This window comes from Enterobacter sp. SCRI0065, from assembly GCF_059766475.1.
Map to the genome: position 1 here is coordinate 302,607 of NZ_JCBAJB010000004.1, position 21,551 is coordinate 324,157.

The following is a 21,551-nucleotide window of genomic DNA, read 5'->3' on the forward strand; positions in this document are numbered from 1 at the left end:
ATAGTTGAGTGGCAAAGGATTTTGAGAGACAGCCTCAAATCCCTTCGCCGGCATTATCCGGATCAGGTTCGACGGGTATTATCTCAGCGCACATCATCGATGCCGCACCCCGTTGAGAACGTTTGCATTGTAATGATTTGGTGAATATTACGAAAGGATTATGGTTCTGGTGGCGCAAACCAGGCGGATTTAAAGTCGAACCAGCCTAAAGTGTTCATGCGTAACCCGCGCATGCTGCGCTGTCCCTGAATCATCAACCAGTGGTGAATGAGCGGTACTATCGCCTGCTGTGCCAGAAGCTGCTGACACCAGACGGCCAGGTTCATGTCGCCCGATCGCCACTGCGCAGCGTCCTGTTGCCAGTCGCGGGGAATGCAGTGCTGGATGAGTGGGATCTCATACAGGTGCGAGAACAAGGAGAAGTCTAACGGAAGGGTGAAGTTGGCGCTGTTAAGCCAGATATCACTCACCGCATCGCCACGATGCCACTCGTCGTAATCAACTTCCTGGATCTCCAGCTTGACGTTTTCTGCCGCCAGCAGCTTGCTCATAATTCTGGCGATAAACCGGTGTTCAACATGTTCGCGATAATAGGTCAGGGTGATGGTCTCAAGCCCTGCCGGTTTTTCTCCGCATCCCGGACGGGCATGATGCCAGCGTGGGAGCAGGCCGTATGCCGGGAACCAGTAGGTTTGATGCCGATCTTCTGCCTGATAGATCAGATTAGCGGGTGCCAGAATACGGCTTATCCATTGACGTACTTCATGACTGGCGCCCCGGTGGGTACGGGCATCGAATAGCAGATAATAGCAGCCTTCCTCAAGGCGGCTTTCAACGGCTTTTTCGCCTTCGGTTGGGCCTTCCAGCGTCAGACCGGGGCTAAACTCTTCACTGATCTCGGGCAGGACCCAGACGTTGACTTCATCAATTAGCGCGCGATAGCCAAAATAGTCGTCGAAAGCGCGGATTTTTAGCTGGTTATTATTGTTTCGCGTCACCGCATACGGCCCGGTTCCAATAGGCTGGCTGGCGAAGCTGGACATTGATTGCCACTCGTGCGGCAGAATCATCGACGGGACATAGCCCATGAGCCACGGTAGCCATCTGTCTGGTTCGGCAAGTTCAATATCCAGCGTCCAGGCTGTAGGCGAGTGAATTTTTGCGATATGAGAAAAGAGCGGCAATTCGCGGGCGCGCTGGAGAGAGGCAATGACATCACTCATTTCCAGTTCTCGGCCATGATGAAAATGAATGCCGGGCCGCAGGAAAAATCGCCAGTGCAGCGGCGAAAGCTGTTGCCAGTGGTGCGCAATGTCTGCTTCTAGTTCCCCATTTTCCTCATTTATACGTGTCAGACCGCTAAATATTTGCCGCGCCATATGGGTTTCTGAACGACGCAACGCGCTGCCGGGTAAAAGATTTTTCATCGGGCGATAGTAGAGGACGCGCAGGATATGGCGTCCCTGACGAAAACTTCGCCCAAGATGCGACACCAGCATTTGGCGCACCGCGGCCTTGTCGCCCACCAGTTGTACCAGCTGATCGATTTTATCCTGTTCCAGCAAATCTTCGGCGCGCTGCTGCTGTAAGGCCAGCCCGGTATACAGAAAGGACAGGCGTGAGCGTTTGCCGCGTCCTGCTTCGGCTTCCCAACTGAGCCAGCCCTGCTGCTGCATGGTGTTGAGTAGCGTGCGCATATGACGGCGCGAGCAGCTTAACAGCTCGGCCAGCTCGTTGAGGGTTGTCTCCTGTGACTGGCCCTCGCAGCATTGCCACAGGCGGATAAATTGTTGTTGCAGACGACCAGAAGGCATAAAAGGGGAACTCCTGACAAAAAACCAGCAATTTATTAATCCCTATATTAAGCCAATAATCACTTTCGATGAAGTGAGGAGGCGAATATGAAGAGGTCTACTACGTGTCAATTTTATCAGCGGTACTTTTCAGCGATCAAAGGAGTGTCCTGGCTGGCCCGCCAGCGCCCAGAGGTGCGGCTGAAAATGCTTGAGGAATTGATGCAGTGGGAAGTGACGCAAGTGACCTCTGAACGCTGACTTGCCTCGATCATGTGTGACTGAGTATTGGTGCTTATCACCCGCCAGCAAAATGTTTTTGCTGGCTTTTTTCGTTTATCATTCCATCCAATTTTGACTCTTCTTTGACAAGGAACTGCGCATGCTCTGGCTGATGACAATGGGCCGCCGCCTGAACGGCGTGTATGCCGCTTTTATGCTGGTGGCTTTTATGATGGGCATCGCGGGGGCGTTGCAGGCTCCGACGCTAAGTCTGTTCCTAAGCCGGGAAGTCGGCGCGCAGCCGTTTTGGGTGGGGCTTTTTTACACCGTTAACGCCATTGCCGGGATTTTAGTGAGCTTGTGGCTGGCTAAGCGTTCGGACAGCCAGGGCGACAGGCGTAAGCTCATTTTGTTTTGCTGCGCAATGGCTGTTGGCAACGCGCTGCTGTTCGCCTTTAGCCGTCATTATCTGACACTTATCACCTGTGGTGTGTTGCTGGCATCGCTGGCGAATGCCGCCATGCCGCAGCTCTTTGCGCTGGCGCGTGAGTATGCCGATAGCTCGGCGCGAGAAGTGGTGATGTTCAGCTCGGTTATGCGTGCTCAGCTTTCGCTGGCGTGGGTTATCGGGCCGCCGCTGGCCTTTATGCTGGCGCTCAATTACGGCTTCACGATGATGTTCTCCATCGCGGCAGGGATTTTTGTCATCAGCCTGGCATTGATTGCGTTTGTGCTGCCGTCGGTCACGCGTATTGAGCAGGCCACCGATAAACCCGTCACCCAGGTGAGCGGCTGGCACAATAAAAACGTCCGCATGTTGTTTATCGCATCAACACTGATGTGGACCTGCAATACCATGTACATCATCGACATGCCGCTGTGGATCAGTAATGACCTGGGCTTGCCGGACAAGCTCGCGGGGATCTTAATGGGCACCGCCGCAGGGCTGGAAATCCCGGCAATGATTCTGGCGGGTTATTACGTGAAACGCTTCGGTAAACGCCGGATGATGGTGACTGCGGTAGCAGCAGGCGTCCTGTTTTACCTTGGGCTTATCTTTTTTCACAGCCGCGAGGCGCTGCTTGCACTGCAGTTCTTCAACGCCATCTTCATCGGGATTGTCGCCGGGATCGGCATGCTGTGGTTCCAGGATCTGATGCCTGGAAGGGCAGGCTCTGCGACCACGCTCTTTACCAACAGTATCTCAACCGGCGTGATCCTGGCGGGAGTGATTCAGGGTGCGCTGGTCCAGAGCTACGGCCATCATACGGTGTACTGGGTGATTGCAGCGATATCGGTACTCACGCTGGCGCTGACCTGTCGCGTGAAAGATGTTTGAATATTCAAAGGGTTCTGTCACTGAAAGATGTGCAGGACCCGCTCGACAACGGGCGCAGGGAATATCATGAGAAAACGCATCCATCATTAAACAATGCCCCTGCCATGTAGTGGACTCACAATATTGATACCCCTGGCGAGTTTTTCCTTATTTCCCTGAAAATCCTGCATAAGAATGGCAATAAATAAACTGTCCAGCAGATTTAATTGAACAATTCTGGCCACCGCATTTTGTCCAAGCAGGGGGCCGCTCATCGCGGGGCTGAAGATAGATAAATCGGACGATTGCGAAAGAGAAGAGCCGTTATCATTGGTGATGCAGATGATTTTTGCCTTATGCGCCCGGGCAGTCGTTACTGCATTTAGCGTTTCCCTGGTGACCCCAGTCTGTGAAATCGCAATGACAACATCATTTTCGTTAAGCTGGCTGGCGGCCATTAACATCAAATGAACATCGCTATAGGCATGACTGATGATGCCAAGACGCAACAGCTTATGTTCAAAATCAATTCCGACCGAAGCCGATCCCCCGACACCATAAATGATGACTCTTTTGGCGTTGAAAATCAGATGAGCTGCCCGGCCTATAGTCACAGGGTCGGCTACGGAACGTGCTTCTTTCAGTGCCTGAATGCTGTTTGAAAAAACCTTATCCAGCACGGTATCCAGGCTGTCATGCTCCGTGACTTCTTCCTCTTTCTCATAGGGCAATGACTCAAAATAGCTGATGAGAGAGCTTCGCAGTTCTCGAAAACCAGAAAATCCTATCTTTTTGGCCACCTTGACCAGCAGAGGCTCTGAAACATTGAGCGTCGTAGCGACTTCACGCAGACTGGTTGTCTGGCAAATGTTTCCTTTAATGATGAGCCATTCTACGATTTTTCGTTCCGTTGGATTCAACTGGGACAGCGACATTTTAATCCGCGCACCTATCGCCAGTGGGCTCTCCATTTCCTGTAATGCATCTTGGTTATCAGTCATTCTCAGCGCCGTTTCTGTGGTGAAATGAGGAAGCGATAATACTATCACAAGATTTTGTTAAGGTTGGATGCGTACCTCATTTTGTTCACAAAATCATTAGTTGTTGTGAATTTATGTGAGCGAGTGCATTCATGAAACCCTCCCTTTCCCTCCAGTGGCATTTTGAGACTGGTAAGCATGTATATCGGCAAAGTTACCAACTTCACACTTCTTGAAGTTGCTGTGAATTCCATTGTAAAAGCCATTGACTGGCAATAACTTCACGATAATAATTGATTTCGTGAAGTTGCCTCGTGATGAAGAAACGGAAAACTTCAATTCAGTGTTCATATTTCATTTCTTGTTGTACCTGATACGGTCGAAAAACATTATGAAAACAGAGATATTCGGAATACTTCAGAGAACGGGCCGCTCATTCATGCTGCCGATAGCGCTTTTGCCCGTAGCGGGTTTACTGTTGGGGATTGGCGCATCATTTACTAATCAGACCACTATTGACACCTATGGTCTTCAGTCATTACTCGGTGAAGGTACGGTACTTCATATATTGCTCACCGTAATGAAAAGTGCAGGGAGTGTGGTTTTTGCCAATTTACCTGTCCTCTTCGCTATTGGCGTTGCACTGGGAATGGCTAAAAAAGAAAAAGAAGTCGCGGCGATTTCTGGCGCCATCGGATTTTTAATCATGCATGCCACCATCAATGCAATGCTTGAACTTCACGGTTTGCTTGCACCTGGTGCACTCCCGGAAGGGGCGCTAGGGATGACGCTGGGTGTTAACTCCCTGCAAATGGGGGTGTTTGGCGGAGTGATCGCTGGACTCGGTGTTGCCGCGCTGCATAACCGTTATTACCGTATTAAACTGCCTGCGACGTTTGCATTTTTTGGGGGGACGCGATTTATTCCCATCATCTCTGCCCTTGTCTTTGTCGCTGTTGGCATCCTGATGTTCTATATCTGGCCGGTGGTACAAAATGGGATTCTGCATCTGGGCAATCTGGTCAACAATGCGGGATATGCCGGGACATTTATCTATGGGCTGACTGAGCGCGCGTTGATCCCCTTCGGTCTGCATCACGTGTTTGCGATGCCATTCTTACAGACTGGGCTGGGCGGGACGCATCTGATCGACGGTGTGGCAGTGTCTGGCGCGACCAATATTTTCTTTGCCGAACTGGCGAGCCCCAATACACAGCTATTTTCCGTTGATGCCACACGGTTTATGGCCGGTAAATTCCCTTTCTACCTGTTTGGTATTCCTGCTGCGGCGCTGGCTATCTATCACACCGCCCGACCAGAAAAACGCAAATTGGTTTTAGGTCTGCTGCTGTCGGCTACGCTGACGGCCGTGCTGACAGGGATCACCGAACCGATTGAATTCTCTTTCCTGTTCGCTGCACCGTTATTGTATGTCATCCATTGTGTGCTGGCGGGATTGTCCTTCATGCTCTGCCATATTTTTAATGTCGGAGTAGGGCAGGCCTTTTCAGGAAGCCTGATTGATTTCGTACTCTTTGGCATTATGCAGGGCAATGCCAAAACACATTGGATAAATGCGATTCTGATAGGGATCCCATTGTTCCCCATTTATTACTTTAGTTTTCGTTTCTGTATTACCCATTTCAATTTTAAAACACCTGGGCGTGAAGATGACGACCAGGAAACCAAATTGTATACCCGCAAAGACCTGGAAGCGCGTAAACAAACGGGTACTGACAACCGTCATACCACTCAGAGTGACGAGGTTTCCGCCCTGATTATTTCCGGTTTGGGAGGCGCGACCAATATTGCCGACCTGGACTGTTGTGCCACACGTTTACGCATCACGGTGCTGGACGAAAGTCTGGTTGATGATGCCCAACTGAAAGCCTCCGGCGCCAAAGGCGTAGTACGAAAAGGTAAGGGCGTTCAAGTTATTTACGGACCCCACGTCACACTCATTAAGTCAGGTCTGGAAGAGTGCCTGGATAGTACCGCGTAAATACCCGGTACACAGCACCCCATGATATTTTATAAAAGATAGGAAGAAATAGATGAAAATTGCAATTGGCTGTGATCACGTTGGCATTATTTTGAAACCTGCGATTATTGAACATCTTATGCAGCGTGGGATTACCGTTATTGATAAAGGTGCTCACTCTGAAACACGTACCGATTACCCAATTTATGGTAAAGCCGTTGCAGAGGCCGTTGTTTCAGGGGAGGCCGATCTGGGGATTTTAATTTGTGGTTCAGGAATTGGAATCTCTATTACTGCTAATAAAGTTCACGGAATTCGGGCTGTAGTTTGTAGCGAACCTTATTCAGCAAAATTATCACGCTCTCACAATAATACCAACGTGCTCGCTTTCGGTTCTCGTGTGATTGGCTCTGAGCTTGCAAAAATGATCGTGGATGCCTGGCTGGATTCTAGCTTTGAAGGTGAACGCCATCAGAAACGAGTGGAAATGATTGCTGACGTTGAAAAGGAACAAAAATGAAAACGCAGTTTTGTCCATCGTTAATGTGTGTTGATTTTTCACGCCTTGGCGAAGAACTGGCAAATCTTGAATCAGCGGGTGCAGCCCTGTTCCATATCGATGTCATGGATGGTCATTTTGTGCCAAATTTTGCTCTTGGTCCGGAAGACATTAAAGCCGTATCTAAACTGGCTACGGTTCCATACGACGTACATTTGATGGTGACGAACCCTGATCCTTATATCGATCGCTTCGCTGAACTGGGCTGTAGCATTATTTATGTTCATGCTGAATCACCGATCCATTTGCATCGTACTTTGAGCAATATACGCAGTAAGGGGATTAAGGCGGGGGTGGCGATCAACCCTGGAACGTCTCTGAGTATACTGGAGGAAGTGCTGGATGTTGTGGATGTGGTGATGGTTATGTCGGTCAACCCGGGTTTTGCTGGTCAGCCTTTTATTGCTGCTTCTGTGAGTAAAATTCGTCGATTGAAAGCGATGTTACAGCAACATCAAAGCAACGCCCAAATCGCTATTGATGGGGCTATCTCTCCTGATGTCGTAAGAACGTTGGGAACCGATGTTGACATGTTTATTTTAGGAACAGCGGGTTTATTCCGCAAAGACATGTCCTACTCACAGGCGATGACCGTTCTGCGCGAACAGATTGAGTTATCAGCTTCCCCCTCTCTGTGAACCAAAATGCTTTTAAGGAGAAAGAATGCGTTTTTCAGAAAAATTTCTATGGGGTGGCTCATTATCAGCGGCTCAATGTGAAGGTGCCTGGGATGAAGATGGGAAAAGCCCAGTACAGGTAGATTTTGGTGATCCAGGGTCAACGGAAGACCGACGTTATATCCATTATCTTAATAAAGATGGAACAAGGGGTAAAATGAGGCAGTTTGATCATTTACCCGAAGGCGCTAAGTATCATTTATTTGATGATATTAGATATACAAACCATGTGGGGATCGATTTCTATCATAGATATAAAGAAGATATCGCCTTGCTGGCAGAAATGGGCTTTACAACCTTTAATACAACAATCTCCTGGGCCAGAATCTACCCAAAGGGTGTTGAAGGTGGCGTGAATCAAGCGGGTGTAGAGTTCTATCGTGATGTGTTTAAGGAGTGTCGTAAATATGGGATGGATCCCGTTATTACTTTGTATAAGTATGATGAACCGACTTATCTAGAAGAAACATATAAAGATTGGACAAATAGGGAGATGATTAACCAATTTGTCGAATTTACCAGGGTTTGCTTTACTGAATATAAAGACCTGGTGAATAAATGGTTAACTTTCAATGAGATCAATATTCTTTTACACTTCGATGTCAAAGAAGGGAAGCAAGTTGCCTATACAGAATTACATAATCAAATGGTAGCGTCTGCAAGAGCGACAATCGTTGCCCATGAAATAGATCCAAATATCAAAGTAGGATGCATGGTCGCAGGATATTGTTCATATCCTTATACGTGTGATCCAGAAGACGTAATAGAAAACTATAAAATATTCCAAAATCTCTTTGGCTATTGTGCGGATACCATGGTAAGAGGCTATTATCCTTCCTACGCAACGCGTATCTGGAAAGAAAATGGCGTCAGTTTAGCTAACAGTGATCAAGATAAAAAAGATCTGTTAGAAGGTAAATCTGATTTCTTAGCTTACTCTTATTATATGTCTAATGTGTTCACAACGCATAAAAATGAAGGAGAGACATTAGGTGGAGCAGGTGTACAACATTCCATCGTAAATCCATACTTAAAAGCAAGTGATTGGGGTTGGCAAATTGACCCAACTGGCTATGAATATTTCTTGCATTTTATTTATGACCGTTACCAAATTCCACTATTTGATGTGGAAAATGGATTAGGCGCTCATGATAAAATCGATGCGGATGGGTTAATTCATGATACTTACCGTATTGATTATCACAGAAGTCATATTAAAAGCCTAATGAAGGCAAGAGAGGAAGGAGTAGATATCTTTGGATATACCTCCTGGGCACCCATTGATTTGGTTTCCTTTACAACGGGTCAAATGGATAAGAGATATGGCTTCATTTATGTCGATATGAATGACGAAGGTGAAGGTGATCTTCACAGGGTGAGGAAAGATTCGTTCTACTGGTACAAGAAATGTATCGAGTCAGATGGAAAAGATTTAGACTAATTTTATCCTGTCATCAAAAAAATAGCCCGCATTCTGCGGGCCATTTACTTAACGCATAAACGCAGGCTGCTTGTTCTCGTAAGTCGAGATGGCACCTTCGTGCTGCAGCGTCAAACCAATGCTGTCCAGCCCGTTGATCATGCAGTGACGACGGAAGGCATCAATGCTGAAGCGGTAAGATTTATCCCCAGCTTTCACGACCTCGGCCTCCAGATCCACTTCGAAGGCGATCCCTGGATGGCTTTGCACCAGTTGGAACATCTCATCAACCTGCTCGTCGCTGAGCTTCACCGGTAACAGCTGGTTGTTAAAGCTGTTACCGTAGAAGATATCGGCGAAGCTTGGAGCAATCACAACCTTAAAGCCGTAATCGGTCAGTGCCCACGGTGCGTGTTCGCGTGATGAACCGCAGCCAAAGTTTTCGCGCGCAAGAAGTATCGACGCCCCTTTGAATTCGGGGAAGTTCAATACGAAATCAGGATTAGGTTCCTGACCCGCATCGTCGAGGAAACGCCAGTCATTAAAGAGATGCGCGCCAAAGCCGGTACGCGTCACCTTCTGCAAAAACTGCTTTGGAATAATGGCGTCGGTATCGACGTTTGCCGCGTCCAGTGGGACAACCAGGCCTGTATGTTGGGTAAATTTCTCTGCCATGATGGTCTCCTTATTTCATCCCGCGAATATCGGCAAAATGGCCGGTCACTGCTGCTGCCGCAGCCATCGCCGGGCTTACCAGATGGGTACGTCCGCCACGGCCCTGACGGCCTTCAAAGTTACGATTGCTGGTAGACGCGCAGCGTTCGCCCGGATTCAGGCGGTCATTGTTCATCGCCAGGCACATGGAACAACCCGGTAAGCGCCACTCAAAGCCCGCTTCGATAAAGATTTTATCCAGACCTTCTGCTTCTGCCTGGGCTTTGACCGGACCAGAACCTGGCACGACTAAAGCCTGAACGCCTGGGGCCACTTTGCGGCCTTTGGCAATTTCTGCCGCCGCGCGTAAATCTTCGATACGCGAGTTGGTACAGGAGCCGATAAAGACTTTATCGATCGCCACTTCGGTCAACGGAATCCCCGGTTTCAGTCCCATATAAGCCAGCGCTTTTTCTGCACTGGCACGTTCTACCGGATCGGCAAACGAGGCAGGATCGGGAATGTTATCGTTAACGGAGATAACCTGGCCTGGGTTAGTACCCCAGGTGACCTGAGGTGCAATGTCTTCAGCCTGCAGCGTGACGATGGTATCGAACGTTGCACCAGCGTCCGTTTGGAAGGTTTTCCAGTAATTAACCGCATCGTCAAAATTCTGGCCTTTTGGCGCGTGTAAACGCCCTTTCACATAGTTGAAGGTTGTTTCATCTGGCGCGACCAGACCGGCTTTTGCACCCATCTCGATAGCCATGTTGCACAGCGTCATACGACCTTCCATGCTCAATGCCTGGATAGCGTCCCCGCAGAACTCCACGACATGGCCAGTACCGCCCGCGCTGCCGGTTTTACCAATAATTGCCAGTACGATGTCTTTAGCGGTGATCCCCGCTGATGCGGTGCCTTTCACTTCGATTTTCATGGTTTTGGCACGGCCCTGTTTCAGCGTTTGCGTCGCCAGAACATGCTCTACTTCAGAGGTACCAATACCAAAAGCCAGTGCGCCAAACGCGCCGTGAGTGGCGGTATGGGAATCGCCACAGACGATGGTCATTCCCGGCAGGGTAATCCCTTGTTCCGGGCCCATTACGTGAACGATGCCCTGATACGGGTGATTCAGGTCATACAGCTCCACGCCAAATTCGTTGCAGTTTTTAATCAGTTCCTGCATCTGAATACGTGCCATTTCGCCAGACGCATTAATATCTTTGGTCTGGGTCGACACGTTATGATCCATGGTGGCAAACGTTTTACCCGGCTGACGAACAGGGCGGTGATGCGCACGCAGGCCATCAAACGCCTGCGGAGAGGTCACTTCGTGCACCAGATGGCGGTCAATGTACAGCAGTGGGGTTTCGTTTTCCGCTTCGTAAACCACGTGAGCATCAAACAACTTTTCGTACAACGTCTTTGCCATGATTACACCCCTTCCGCAACATAGCGGGCAATGATATCGCCCATTTCATCGGTACTGACTGCCGCCGCGCCATGCGCTAAATCACCGGTACGGATACCTTCTTCTAATGCGCGATTGATTGCTTTTTCGATTGCGTCAGCCGCATCGTTAGCCCCCAGGCTGTAACGCAGCAACAATGCCAGAGACAGGATCTGCGCAATGGGGTTAGCGATGTTTTTACCCGCGATATCCGGTGCAGAACCACCCGCAGGCTCGTACAAGCCAAACCCTTCTTCGTTCAGACTGGCAGACGGTAACATGCCCATAGAGCCTGTGATCATTGCACATTCGTCTGACAGAATATCGCCGAACAGGTTGGAGCACAGCAGCACGTCGAACTGTGAAGGATCTTTGATCAGCTGCATGGTGGCGTTGTCGATATACATATGTGCCAGCTCAACGTCAGGGTACTCTTTGGCAATTTCATTCACGATTTCACGCCAGAGGATTGATGACTGCAGGACGTTGGCTTTATCGATGGAAGTCACTTTATGGCGACGTTTACGTGCCGATTCAAACGCGATACGCGCGATGCGTTCGATCTCAAAACGGTGATAGACCTCGGTGTCGAAGGCTTTTTCATGCTGGCCGCTGCCTTCGCGTCCTTTTGGCTGGCCAAAGTAAATGCCGCCGGTTAACTCACGGACGCACAGAATATCGAAGCCGTTCGCGGCGATATCGGCACGCAGCGGGCAAAACGCTTCCAGGCCTTGATACAGCTTCGCCGGGCGCAGGTTGCTGAACAATTTAAAATGTTTACGCAGCGGCAACAACGCGCCGCGCTCAGGCTGTTCAGCAGGGGGGAAATGCTCCCATTTTGGACCGCCGACGGAACCAAACAACACCGCATCCGCATTCTCACAGCCTTCGACCGTGGCCTTTGGCAGCGGCGTACCGTGATTGTCGATAGCGATACCACCGACATCGTGGTGGCTGGTGGTGATTTTCATCGCGAAACGTGCGCGAACGGCTTCCAGTACTTTCAAGGCCTGTGCCATCACTTCCGGACCAATACCGTCGCCCGGCAACACAGCAATATGGTAATTCTTCGACATTACACGGTTTCCTTATTGTTCTCTTTATTCTGAGCTTTGCGTTGCAATTCTTTTTCGACTTCGGCGGCGCGCCAGATGTTATTCAAAACGTGCACCATTGCTTTGGCAGAGGATTCCACGATATCCGTTGCCAGACCCACGCCGTGGAAACGACGGCCGTTATAGGTGGCGACGATATCAACCTGACCCAATGCGTCTTTGCCGTGGCCTTTTGCCGTCAGGTCGTATTTGACCAGTTCGATGTCATATTGTGTGACGCGGTTGATGGCTTGATAAATGGCATCTACCGGGCCGTTGCCGTTTGCCGCTTCGGCTTTCACTTCTTCACCGCAGGCTAACTTGACGGAGGCAGTGGCGATGTCGCTGGAGCCTGACTGCACGCTGAAATAATCCAGACGGAAATGTTCCGGCTCTTCTTGCTGTTTGTTGATAAAGGCCAGGGCTTCCAGGTCATAGTCGAAAACCTGACCTTTTTTATCGGCCAGTTTCAGGAAGGCGTCGTACAAATGATCCATGTTGTAGTCGCTATCCTGATAACCCATTTCCTGCATACGATGTTTTACGGCTGCACGTCCGGAACGGGACGTCAGGTTTAACTGTACCTGGTTCAGACCGATGGATTCCGGGGTCATGATTTCGTAGTTTTCGCGGTTTTTCAGCACGCCATCCTGGTGGATACCGGAGGAGTGTGCGAACGCGCCGGTGCCAACAATCGCTTTGTTTGCCGGGATCGGCATGTTGCAAATCTGGCTGACCGTCTGGCTGGTGCGCCAGATTTCGTTGTGATTAATGCGGGTCTGCAAATTCAGGATGTCTTTGCGGACCTTAATCGCCATGATCACTTCTTCCAGCGAACAGTTGCCCGCACGCTCACCGATGCCGTTCATCGCGCCTTCAACCTGACGAGCCCCAGCATGGACGGCCGCAATGGCGTTGCCGACTGCCAGACCCAAATCATCGTGGGTGTGAACGGAAATAATGGCTTTATCGATATTCGGCACGCGTTCGTACAGGCCGGTAATGATGTTGGAGAACTCAAACGGCATGGTATAGCCGACGGTGTCCGGGATGTTGATGGTGGTAGCACCGGCATTGATCGCTGCTTCAACGACGCGAGCCAGATCCGCAATTGGGGTGCGTCCTGCATCTTCACAGGAGAATTCTACGTCGTCGGTATAGTTGCGGGCGCGCTTGACCATATATATCGCGCGTTCGATAACCTCATCCAGCGTGCTACGCAGCTTGGTGGCGATATGCATAGGTGAAGTGGCAATAAAAGTATGAATACGGAAGGCTTCCGCCACTTTTAATGACTCAGCGGCAACGTCGATATCTTTCTCAACGCAACGTGCCAGCGCGCAAACCCGGCTGTTCCTAATATTGCGTGCAATCGTCTGGACGGATTCAAAGTCGCCGGGAGACGAAACGGGGAAACCGACTTCCATCACGTCAACACCCATTCGTTCAAGGGCCAGCGCAATTTGCAGCTTTTCTTTCACGCTCAGGCTGGCCTGTAACGCTTGTTCACCGTCACGTAAGGTTGTATCGAAAATTACGACTTGCTGGCTCATGGGTGTGTCCTTGTCTGTCTTGGGGCGCCTTGCTGCGAGCATAAAAAAACCCGCGCAGTGGCGCGGGTTTTTGTTAACTGGAGACGATTCAACGTTGAATTTCGTTCGCCAGCCTACCGCGCACAGTGGATGCGTTTAGTAGTAGTAGGCTGAGTGAACGAACGGTGCGAATCATGAATCATGCTCCAGATAAATACGTTATGCTTTTAGTGGTACTGGATATGCCGATCCATGTCAACCCCTATGCTGTAAAACGGTACCATTCGGTAAGAGAGAGGAGACTTTTACTTTAGCGTATTGTGCTGGTTTTTGAGTGTAAGGCTATTTCATTTGTCTAATTTTGGACTCGATAAAAATTTTTGGAATCATTTAAATATAATTCGTTTCAATTAACGGTGTGAGAGCAGCGTCAGCAATGATGCTCATAACTCTATGGATTTTATTAAATAATCAATCTGGTGAATATAATAACCGACTCTGAGGAGAGAGTAATGATAATGGATTGTTAACTGTCAGGTAGTGTTTAACTTCCATAGTTTAATAAAACTTAAATATTCTTTAACTAAACACCTTGTTGTCTATTGGTCTGATTTATGGTTTCATTTCGCTCATAATGTTCATTTATCAATTTGTATTGATTTCAGGCGCTTCAATCAACGTATGTTGGCCTTAGCTTTTATCGCCGAAATCTTTATATATTCCGAATTTTAAACTTTTCTCTTTTGCTGGTTTTATATGCATGGTAAATCATATTGTCAGAAGTTATTACAGCACTATGGAAAAGGGAGTTTAGCGTGACAGTGGAGTTGGAAATGCTAGAAAATAAAATTAAACAAACTCATGCCTTTGATGGCACTAAACCGCAGTTACGCACCGTGGATCTTAACCTCTTAACCGTTTTTGATGCTGTTATGCAAGAGCAGAACATCACCCGAGCGGCCCAGACGTTGGGGATGTCTCAACCTGCGGTGAGTAACGCCGTGTCCAGGCTTAAGGTGATGTTTAATGACGAGTTATTCGTTCGCTATGGTCGCGGGATTCAACCTACGGCGCGTGCCTATCAACTCTTTGGTTCTGTTCGCCAGGCGCTGCAACTGGTACAAAATGAACTCCCTGGCTCAGGTTTTGAACCTATTAGCAGCGAGCGTATTTTCCATCTCTGTGTATGCAGTCCGCTGGATAACTATTTGACCTCTGTCATTTACAATAAAGTCGAAGCGATAGCGCCAAATATTCAGATGGTATTTAAATCTTCGTTGAATCAGAACACCGAACACCAGCTGCGTTATCAGGAAACTGAATTTGTCATTGGCTATGAGGAATTCCGTCGTCCTGAGTTTTCTTGCGTACCGCTGTTTAAAGATGAAATGGTGCTCGTTGCCAGTAAAAAACATCCGCGTATGAATGGACTCCTCCGCGAAAATGATGTTTATAGCGAACAACACGCGGTTGTTGCGCTTGATCGATATGCGTCGTTCAGCCAGCCCTGGTACGATACACAAGACAAGCAATCCTGCGTGGCTTATCAAGGCATGGCGATGGTGAGTGTATTAAATGTTGTTTCACAAACTCAACTCGTTGCTATTGCTCCTCGCTGGTTAGCGGACGAATTCTCAGAGCAGCTTAATTTGCAAATTTTACCGCTGCCGCTGAAATTAAATAGCCGTACCTGTTATCTCTCCTGGCATGAAGCCGCGGGTCGGGATAAAGGCCATCAGTGGATGGAAGAGCTATTAATCAACGTTTGCCATCGTTAAACGTCATCAGGATAAATCGATGTTACGCATTCGGTTTATCCTGTTATTTTAAAATATAGTGAAATATTATCCTGTCTCGATTTTTTATTTATCCTTTTTGCCGTGTAAAAATAGATGAATTACTGATTCAACGCCTTTTCCCGCTATCGACTTTCATCGTGTTAGCTTATTCCAGATGAATCCACCATATCCTGCGCTAATGCCTGTGTTTTCTGCTTTTTAGCCCTTCCATCCCCTGTAGTTTGCCAATTGCCTGCCTCATAGCGAGCGGTTATGGTGGATGTCACTCTGCAAAAATATAAAAGGGCAAACCATGGAGATGTTGTCTGGCGCCGAAATGGTCGTTCGATCGCTTATCGATCAGGGCGTGAAGCAAGTATTCGGTTATCCCGGAGGCGCGGTCCTCGATATTTATGATGCCCTCCACACTGTCGGTGGGATCGATCACGTTCTGGTGCGGCATGAACAAGCCGCTGTACACATGGCGGACGGGCTGGCGCGCGCAACCGGAGAAGTGGGGGTGGTGCTCGTGACCTCCGGGCCGGGTGCAACCAATGCGATCACCGGTATCGCCACCGCTTATATGGACTCTATCCCGCTGGTGATCTTGTCCGGGCAGGTTGCGACCTCGCTGATTGGCTATGATGCGTTTCAGGAATGCGACATGGTGGGGATCTCCCGCCCGGTGGTAAAACACAGTTTCCTGGTCAAACAAACGGAAGATATCCCCGGTGTGCTGAAAAAAGCCTTCTGGCTGGCGGCAAGTGGTCGTCCTGGTCCAGTAGTGGTCGATCTACCCAAGGATATCCTCAACCCGGCCAACAAACTGCCATACGTCTGGCCTGATTCGGTCAGCATGCGTTCTTACAATCCCACCACGCAGGGCCACAAGGGCCAAATCAAACGGGCGCTGCAAACCTTAGTTGCCGCCAAAAAACCGGTGGTTTATGTGGGCGGCGGTGCGGTGAACGCGCATTGTCATGAGCCGCTACGCGAGCTTATCGAAAAATTAAATCTTCCTGTCGCATCATCATTAATGGGGCTTGGGGCATTCCCGGCATCACATCGTCAGGCGCTCGGCATGCTAGGTATGCATGGCACGTATGAAGCCAATATGACGATGCATAATTCCGATGTGATTTTCGCCGTAGGCGTGAGATTCGACGATCGTACAACCAATAATTTAGCGAAGTACTGTCCTGATGCGACGGTATTGCATATTGATATCGATCCGACGTCTATTTCAAAAACGGTACCTGCTGATGTGCCGATCGTGGGCGATGCGCTTCAGGTTATTGAGCAGATGCTGGAACTGTTGGCGCAAGAAACGTCGGTGCAGCCGCTGGATGATATTCGCGACTGGTGGCAGCAGATTGAGCAGTGGCGTTCCCGTCAGTGCCTGAAGTATGACACTCAAAGCGAAAGCATTAAGCCACAGGCTGTTATTGAAACGATCTGGCGTTTGACTAAGGGGGAAGCGTACGTCACCTCCGATGTGGGTCAGCATCAGATGTTTGCGGCGCTGTACTACCCGTTTGATAAGCCACGTCGATGGATCAACTCCGGTGGTCTGGGCACCATGGGCTTTGGATTACCTGCTGCGCTCGGCGTCAAGCTGGCGCTGCCCGATGAAACCGTGGTCTGTGTCACTGGCGATGGCAGCATCCAAATGAACATTCAGGAGCTTTCAACGGCATTGCAATACGACCTTCCTGTGCTGGTGCTGAACCTGAATAACGGTTATCTGGGAATGGTAAAACAGTGGCAGGACATGATCTACTCCGGGCGTCATTCGCAGTCGTACATGAAGTCTTTACCTGATTTTGTTCGTCTCGCGGAATCCTATGGCCATGTCGGGATTCGGATAAGCGAGCCTGCGGAGCTGGAAGCGAAGCTCAGTGAAGCGCTTGAACACGTCCATAACAACCGGCTGGTGTTTGTTGATGTCATCGTAGATGGAACCGAGCACGTCTACCCGATGCATATTCGCGGTGGCGGTATGGATGAAATGTGGCTCAGCAAAACGGAGAGAACCTGATATGCGTCGGATATTATCTGTCTTACTGGAAAATGAGTCCGGTGCGCTGTCACGCGTCATTGGCCTCTTCGCGCAGCGCGGTTACAACATCGAAAGCCTGACCGTTGCGCCAACTGACGATCCGACGCTTTCGCGCATGACCATCCAGACCGTTGGTGATGCCAAAGTGATTGAGCAGATCGAGAAACAGCTGCATAAGCTCGTGGATGTGCTGCGCGTGAGCGAACTGGGGCAGGGAGCTTACGTTGAACGTGAAGTCATGCTGGTCAAAATCCAGGCCAGTGGTTACGGACGTGAAGAGGTTAAACGCAACACGGATATTTTCCGTGGACAAATCATCGACGTTACGCCATCTATCTATACCGTGCAGCTTGCAGGAACCAGCGACAAACTTGATGCGTTTCTGGCCTCCGTACGGGACGTGGCAAAAATTGTAGAAGTCGCGCGCTCAGGCATCGTGGGCTTGTCCCGCGGTGATAAAATTATGCGCTAGCAATAAAAAAAGTTCGCCTCTTTCGGCCCGGCCTGCAAAGCCGGGCTTTTTTTTGCGTAATCGACAGCCAACCCAGATAAAAGCGGTTGCCGCGGGGCCTAAACTGCGTTTAGATGTGAAAAGATATAACCATAAACCTGACAAGGCCATGGACTCTTTTATTTGTTTAAGGGGCAATTGTGAAACTGGATGAAATCGCCCGGCTTGCGGGCGTGTCACGAACGACGGCAAGCTATGTGATCAACGGCAAAGCGAAGCAGTACCGTGTTAGCGATAAGACCGTTGAAAAAGTCATGGCGGTGGTTCGTGAGCATAACTACCATCCGAATGCTGTCGCGGCCGGTTTACGTGCCGGACGTACCCGCTCTATTGGTCTGGTGATCCCGGATCTGGAAAATACCAGCTATACCCGCATTGCGAATTATCTCGAACGCCAGGCGCGTCAGCGTGGCTATCAGCTGCTGATCGCCTGTTCAGAAGACCAGCCTGACAACGAGATGCGCTGTATTGAACATCTGCTGCAGCGCCAGGTCGATGCAATCATCGTGTCGACTTCACTGCCGCCGGAGCATCCTTTTTATCAGCGTTGGGCAAACGATCCGTTCCCTATCGTTGCGCTCGATCGCGCCCTGGACCGCGAGCATTTCACCAGCGTTGTCGGTGCCGATCAGGATGATGCGGAGATGCTGGCCGCAGAGTTGCGCACTTTCCCAGCTGAAACCGTACTCTATCTGGGGGCGTTACCGGAGCTGTCCGTCAGCTTCCTGCGCGAGCAGGGGTTCCGTACTGCGTGGAAAGACGATCCGCGTGAAGTTCACTACCTTTATGCCAATAGCTATGAGCGAGAAGCGGCGGCCCAGCTTTTTGAAAAATGGCTTGAAACCCATCCGATGCCACAGGCGCTTTTCACCACCTCTTTTGCGCTCTTACAGGGCGTGATGGACGTTACGCTTCGCCGTGAAGGCAAGCTGCCTTCTGAGCTGGCTATCGCGACCTTTGGCGATAATGAGCTGCTGGACTTCCTGCAATGTCCGGTGCTGGCGGTGGCTCAGCGCCATCGTGACGTTGCCGAGCGTGTTCTTGAGATAGTACTGGCAAGCCTTGATGAACCGCGTAAGCCGAAGCCAGGCCTCACCCGTATTAAGCGTAATCTTTATCGCCGTGGTGTCTTAAGTCGCCGATAGCGGCACAATCAGAGCAGTGAAAGCTGCTCTGAATTCTCATGAATTATTACGATGAATATAACCGGACGAAGTTTAAGATAATTCCTTAAGAAACATAGTCTGCTATTCTTCTTAATTCCTTTCGCCAGCTAAAATGGTTTTTTGACGTAATTTCGCCAACCTTAAACCCTATTTTTTGTATTATTTTGTTACAAACGTCATTCTGACGCTGAATTATCAGCCGTTTTTTCTTTCCGTACTCCTTCCAGCCCACCGGGGTGCTAGCAAACGCAGCAATGATGCGAATCTGGCGCTGTCATCCCTACCCGATATGTCTTAAAATGCCGCCCGCGTCGCAAACTGACACTTTATATTTAGTGGCGATGTCATTGAGTGATTTTTTACGTAGCTATGCATATTCGGTTTTTTTCTTACAAATATTCATGACGTTAATTTTCCTCGCCAGTTGCGCAGTTATTAATCAAGTTGGGTTACGTCCGTAAATATGGGTCATTTGAATCCCTATCGCGGTAGTCCTGGCTTGACAAGCTTTTCCTTCGCTCCGTAAACTCCTTTATGTGGGAATTTGTGGGTTAAAGTGGCGAGAAGGGGTGAGGCTGGCATGTTCCGTGGGGCGACGTTAGTCAATCTCGACAGCAAAGGGCGTTTATCGGTACCAACCCGATACCGCGATCGGCTGCTCGAGAGTGCTTCAGGTCAAATGGTTTGCACCATTGACATTAACCACGCCTGCCTGCTGCTTTACCCTTTGCCCGAATGGGAAATTATTGAGCAAAAGCTGTCGCGACTGTCGAGCATGAACCCGCAGGAACGCCGTGTACAACGGCTGTTATTGGGGCATGCCAGTGAATGTCAGATGGACAGTGCAGGGCGATTACTGATCGCGCCTGTGCTGCGACAGCATGCCAGTCTGACAAAAGAAGTGATGCTGGTCGGGCAGTTCAACAAGTTTGAGCTGTGGGATGAAACGACCTGGTATCAACGGGTCAGGGAAGATATCGACGCTGAACAATCGGATTCTGGTTCGTTATCGGAACGATTGCAGGACTTGTCTCTATAAATATGATGGAAAATTTTAAACATACTTCGGTGCTGTTGGACGAGGCTGTCAATGGCCTGAATATTCGTCCGGATGGCATCTATATTGATGGAACATTTGGTCGCGGTGGTCACTCGCGTCTGATCCTCTCCCAACTGGGGGCAGAAGGACGTCTGCTGGCAATCGATCGCGATCCGCAGGCTATTGCCGTTGCAAAGACCATCGATGATCCTCGTTTCTCCTTCGTGCATGGGCCTTTCTCTGCGCTCGCCGAATACGTCGCTGAGCGTGGCCTGATGGGCAAGATCGACGGAATTCTTCTCGATCTTGGCGTCTCTTCACCGCAGCTTGATGACGCTGAACGCGGATTCTCCTTCATGCGCGACGGTCCTCTGGACATGCGTATGGACCCCACTCGTGGGCAATCCGCTGCGGAATGGCTACAAACGGCAGATGAGGCCGACATCGCCTGGGTGATAAAAACCTTCGGCGAAGAACGTTTTGGCAAGCGCATTGCGCGCGCCATTGTCGAGCGTAATCGCATTGAGCCAATGACGCGTACTAAAGAGCTGGCAGAAGTCATCACGGCGGCAACGCCGGTGAAGGACAAATTCAAACATCCCGCGACCCGTACCTTCCAGGCGGTGCGCATTTGGGTAAACAGTGAACTGGAGGAAATAGAGCTGGCGCTAAAAAACTCGCTCAGCGTGCTGGCCCCAGGTGGGCGTTTATCTATCATCAGTTTCCACTCGCTGGAAGACCGTATTGTGAAACGCTTTATGCGTGAGCAAAGCCGAGGTCCACAAGTACCGCCGGGGCTACCGATGACAGAAGCGCAGCTTAGCAAACTGGGCGGCCGCGAGTTGCGAGCATTAGGCAAGATGATGCCGGGCGAAGAAGAGGTGGCGCAGAATCCACGTGCCCGTAGTTCAGTGCTGCGTATTGCAGAAAGGACGAACGCATGATCGGCAGAGTGACAGAGACCCTAAGCAAAGTACGAGGATCGTTAGGAAGCAACGAGCGCCATGCCTTGCCTGGCGTGATCGGCGACGATCTTTTGCGGTTTGGGAAACTGCCACTCTGTCTGTTCATATGCATTATTGTGACGGCAGTGACGGTAGTCACTACCGCGCACCATACCCGTTTATTAACGGCGCAACGCGAGCAGTTGGTGCTTGAACGCGATGCGCTGGACATCGAATGGCGAAATTTGATTCTTGAAGAAAACGCGCTCGGCGATCATAGCCGGGTTGAGCGGATCGCAACGGAAAAGCTGCAATTGCAGCATGTTGATCCCTCTCAGGAAAATATCGTAGTACAAAAATAAGGGAACACGCGA

The 21,551-nt window shown here is 49.8% G+C and carries 20 protein-coding genes and 1 riboswitch; of the genes, 13 read left to right on the forward strand and 7 right to left on the reverse strand.

The genetic code is table 11. The features are described 5' to 3' along the window. Nucleotides 1-21: 21 nt before the first annotated feature. Nucleotides 22-122: riboswitch (TPP riboswitch) on the reverse strand. A gap of 36 nt (nucleotides 123-158) precedes the next feature. Then, nucleotides 159-1,814, reverse strand: a complete 1,656-nt coding sequence (gene sgrR, locus AC6EMZ_RS13940) for an HTH-type transcriptional regulator SgrR (protein ID WP_498403119.1) — start codon at nucleotides 1,812-1,814, stop codon at nucleotides 159-161. Between the two features lie 87 nt (nucleotides 1,815-1,901). Here sgrR and sgrT point away from each other — a divergent pair, with 87 nt between their 5' ends. Further along, a complete protein-coding gene (sgrT, locus tag AC6EMZ_RS13945; protein WP_498403120.1) occupies nucleotides 1,902-2,054 on the forward strand; it encodes a glucose uptake inhibitor SgrT in 153 nt (50 codons plus the stop codon). A 121-nt stretch (nucleotides 2,055-2,175) separates the two neighbouring features. Further along, nucleotides 2,176-3,354 (forward strand): sugar efflux transporter, encoded by a 1,179-nt coding sequence (locus AC6EMZ_RS13950; protein ID WP_498403121.1) that lies wholly within the window; start codon nucleotides 2,176-2,178, stop codon nucleotides 3,352-3,354. Between the two features lie 86 nt (nucleotides 3,355-3,440). Here the strand turns inward: AC6EMZ_RS13950 and AC6EMZ_RS13955 are convergent, their stop codons facing one another. Continuing rightward, nucleotides 3,441-4,334, reverse strand: coding sequence for an SIS domain-containing protein (locus AC6EMZ_RS13955; protein ID WP_498403122.1), 894 nt, complete (start codon nucleotides 4,332-4,334; stop codon nucleotides 3,441-3,443). 370 nt (nucleotides 4,335-4,704) lie between these two features. On the opposite strand from AC6EMZ_RS13955, the gene AC6EMZ_RS13960 reads away from it, so the two are divergent. Genes AC6EMZ_RS13960 through AC6EMZ_RS13975 form a run of 4 tightly spaced genes read left to right on the forward strand, consistent with a single transcriptional unit; the run spans nucleotide 4,705 to nucleotide 8,971 of the window. Beyond that, nucleotides 4,705-6,315 (forward strand): PTS transporter subunit EIIC, encoded by a 1,611-nt coding sequence (locus tag AC6EMZ_RS13960; protein WP_498403123.1) that lies wholly within the window; start codon nucleotides 4,705-4,707, stop codon nucleotides 6,313-6,315. Nucleotides 6,316-6,367: 52 nt separating this feature from the next. Continuing rightward, nucleotides 6,368-6,814 (forward strand): ribose 5-phosphate isomerase B, encoded by a 447-nt coding sequence (gene rpiB, locus AC6EMZ_RS13965; protein WP_498403124.1) that lies wholly within the window; start codon nucleotides 6,368-6,370, stop codon nucleotides 6,812-6,814. Continuing rightward, entirely contained in the window at nucleotides 6,811-7,491 is a 681-nt protein-coding gene (gene rpe / locus AC6EMZ_RS13970; protein ID WP_498403125.1) for a ribulose-phosphate 3-epimerase, read from the forward strand. Before rpiB ends, rpe begins: the two co-directional genes overlap by 4 nt. 25 nt (nucleotides 7,492-7,516) lie before the next feature. Then, nucleotides 7,517-8,971: a family 1 glycosylhydrolase gene (locus AC6EMZ_RS13975; RefSeq protein ID WP_498403126.1), complete on the forward strand. Its 1,455-nt coding sequence runs from the start codon at nucleotides 7,517-7,519 to the stop codon at nucleotides 8,969-8,971. A 48-nt stretch (nucleotides 8,972-9,019) separates the two neighbouring features. Here the strand turns inward: AC6EMZ_RS13975 and leuD are convergent, their stop codons facing one another. The 5 genes from leuD to leuL all read right to left on the reverse strand — a co-directional run bounded on the left by leuD (nucleotide 9,020) and on the right by leuL (nucleotide 13,876). Next, nucleotides 9,020-9,625 (reverse strand): 3-isopropylmalate dehydratase small subunit, encoded by a 606-nt coding sequence (gene leuD / locus AC6EMZ_RS13980; protein WP_498403127.1) that lies wholly within the window; start codon nucleotides 9,623-9,625, stop codon nucleotides 9,020-9,022. A 10-nt stretch (nucleotides 9,626-9,635) separates the two neighbouring features. Then, a complete protein-coding gene (leuC, locus tag AC6EMZ_RS13985) occupies nucleotides 9,636-11,036 on the reverse strand; it encodes a 3-isopropylmalate dehydratase large subunit (protein ID WP_498403128.1) in 1,401 nt (466 codons plus the stop codon). Nucleotides 11,037-11,038: 2 nt separating this feature from the next. After that, nucleotides 11,039-12,130, reverse strand: coding sequence for a 3-isopropylmalate dehydrogenase (gene leuB, locus AC6EMZ_RS13990; protein WP_498403129.1), 1,092 nt, complete (start codon nucleotides 12,128-12,130; stop codon nucleotides 11,039-11,041). Continuing rightward, nucleotides 12,130-13,701 carry a 2-isopropylmalate synthase gene (leuA, locus tag AC6EMZ_RS13995; protein ID WP_498403130.1) on the reverse strand — a complete coding sequence of 524 codons (1,572 nt, stop codon included), beginning with the start codon at nucleotides 13,699-13,701 and terminating at the stop codon, nucleotides 12,130-12,132. The genes leuB and leuA overlap by 1 nt, the downstream gene beginning before the upstream one ends. Before the next feature lie 88 nt (nucleotides 13,702-13,789). Further along, complete coding sequence (leuL, locus tag AC6EMZ_RS14000; RefSeq protein ID WP_498403280.1) at nucleotides 13,790-13,876, reverse strand: leu operon leader peptide; 87 nt, start codon at nucleotides 13,874-13,876, stop codon at nucleotides 13,790-13,792. Between the two features lie 637 nt (nucleotides 13,877-14,513). Between leuL and leuO the strand changes: the two genes are divergently transcribed. The 7 genes from leuO (at nucleotide 14,514) to ftsL (ending at nucleotide 21,539) form a co-directional block, all read left to right on the forward strand. Next, complete coding sequence (leuO, locus tag AC6EMZ_RS14005) at nucleotides 14,514-15,458, forward strand: transcriptional regulator LeuO (protein ID WP_498403281.1); 945 nt, start codon at nucleotides 14,514-14,516, stop codon at nucleotides 15,456-15,458. 313 nt (nucleotides 15,459-15,771) lie between these two features. Beyond that, a complete protein-coding gene (ilvI, locus tag AC6EMZ_RS14010) occupies nucleotides 15,772-17,496 on the forward strand; it encodes an acetolactate synthase 3 large subunit (protein ID WP_498403131.1) in 1,725 nt (574 codons plus the stop codon). A 1-nt stretch (nucleotide 17,497) separates the two neighbouring features. Then, nucleotides 17,498-17,989, forward strand: a complete 492-nt coding sequence (gene ilvN / locus AC6EMZ_RS14015; protein WP_498403132.1) for an acetolactate synthase small subunit — start codon at nucleotides 17,498-17,500, stop codon at nucleotides 17,987-17,989. Between the two features lie 179 nt (nucleotides 17,990-18,168). Next, nucleotides 18,169-19,173 (forward strand): catabolite repressor/activator, encoded by a 1,005-nt coding sequence (cra, locus tag AC6EMZ_RS14020; RefSeq protein ID WP_498403133.1) that lies wholly within the window; start codon nucleotides 18,169-18,171, stop codon nucleotides 19,171-19,173. Between the two features lie 601 nt (nucleotides 19,174-19,774). Beyond that, entirely contained in the window at nucleotides 19,775-20,233 is a 459-nt protein-coding gene (gene mraZ, locus AC6EMZ_RS14025; protein ID WP_498403134.1) for a division/cell wall cluster transcriptional repressor MraZ, read from the forward strand. Between the two features lie 2 nt (nucleotides 20,234-20,235). Next, nucleotides 20,236-21,177 (forward strand): 16S rRNA (cytosine(1402)-N(4))-methyltransferase RsmH, encoded by a 942-nt coding sequence (gene rsmH / locus AC6EMZ_RS14030; RefSeq protein WP_498403135.1) that lies wholly within the window; start codon nucleotides 20,236-20,238, stop codon nucleotides 21,175-21,177. Next, entirely contained in the window at nucleotides 21,174-21,539 is a 366-nt protein-coding gene (gene ftsL / locus AC6EMZ_RS14035; RefSeq protein ID WP_498403136.1) for a cell division protein FtsL, read from the forward strand. The genes rsmH and ftsL overlap by 4 nt, the downstream gene beginning before the upstream one ends. Nucleotides 21,540-21,551: the final 12 nt, after the last annotated feature.

Coding starts and splice junctions, on each gene's coding strand:
- sgrR (WP_498403119.1), bottom strand. CDS start 1,814: ATGCCTTCTGGTCGTCTGCAACAACAATTTATCCGCCTGTGGCAATGC.
- sgrT (WP_498403120.1), top strand. CDS start 1,902: ATGAAGAGGTCTACTACGTGTCAATTTTATCAGCGGTACTTTTCAGCG.
- AC6EMZ_RS13950 (WP_498403121.1), top strand. CDS start 2,176: ATGCTCTGGCTGATGACAATGGGCCGCCGCCTGAACGGCGTGTATGCC.
- AC6EMZ_RS13955 (WP_498403122.1), bottom strand. CDS start 4,334: ATGACTGATAACCAAGATGCATTACAGGAAATGGAGAGCCCACTGGCG.
- AC6EMZ_RS13960 (WP_498403123.1), top strand. CDS start 4,705: ATGAAAACAGAGATATTCGGAATACTTCAGAGAACGGGCCGCTCATTC.
- rpiB (WP_498403124.1), top strand. CDS start 6,368: ATGAAAATTGCAATTGGCTGTGATCACGTTGGCATTATTTTGAAACCT.
- rpe (WP_498403125.1), top strand. CDS start 6,811: ATGAAAACGCAGTTTTGTCCATCGTTAATGTGTGTTGATTTTTCACGC.
- AC6EMZ_RS13975 (WP_498403126.1), top strand. CDS start 7,517: ATGCGTTTTTCAGAAAAATTTCTATGGGGTGGCTCATTATCAGCGGCT.
- leuD (WP_498403127.1), bottom strand. CDS start 9,625: ATGGCAGAGAAATTTACCCAACATACAGGCCTGGTTGTCCCACTGGAC.
- leuC (WP_498403128.1), bottom strand. CDS start 11,036: ATGGCAAAGACGTTGTACGAAAAGTTGTTTGATGCTCACGTGGTTTAC.
- leuB (WP_498403129.1), bottom strand. CDS start 12,130: ATGTCGAAGAATTACCATATTGCTGTGTTGCCGGGCGACGGTATTGGT.
- leuA (WP_498403130.1), bottom strand. CDS start 13,701: ATGAGCCAGCAAGTCGTAATTTTCGATACAACCTTACGTGACGGTGAA.
- leuL (WP_498403280.1), bottom strand. CDS start 13,876: ATGATTCGCACCGTTCGTTCACTCAGCCTACTACTACTAAACGCATCC.
- leuO (WP_498403281.1), top strand. CDS start 14,514: ATGCTAGAAAATAAAATTAAACAAACTCATGCCTTTGATGGCACTAAA.
- ilvI (WP_498403131.1), top strand. CDS start 15,772: ATGGAGATGTTGTCTGGCGCCGAAATGGTCGTTCGATCGCTTATCGAT.
- ilvN (WP_498403132.1), top strand. CDS start 17,498: ATGCGTCGGATATTATCTGTCTTACTGGAAAATGAGTCCGGTGCGCTG.
- mraZ (WP_498403134.1), top strand. CDS start 19,775: ATGTTCCGTGGGGCGACGTTAGTCAATCTCGACAGCAAAGGGCGTTTA.
- rsmH (WP_498403135.1), top strand. CDS start 20,236: ATGATGGAAAATTTTAAACATACTTCGGTGCTGTTGGACGAGGCTGTC.
- ftsL (WP_498403136.1), top strand. CDS start 21,174: ATGATCGGCAGAGTGACAGAGACCCTAAGCAAAGTACGAGGATCGTTA.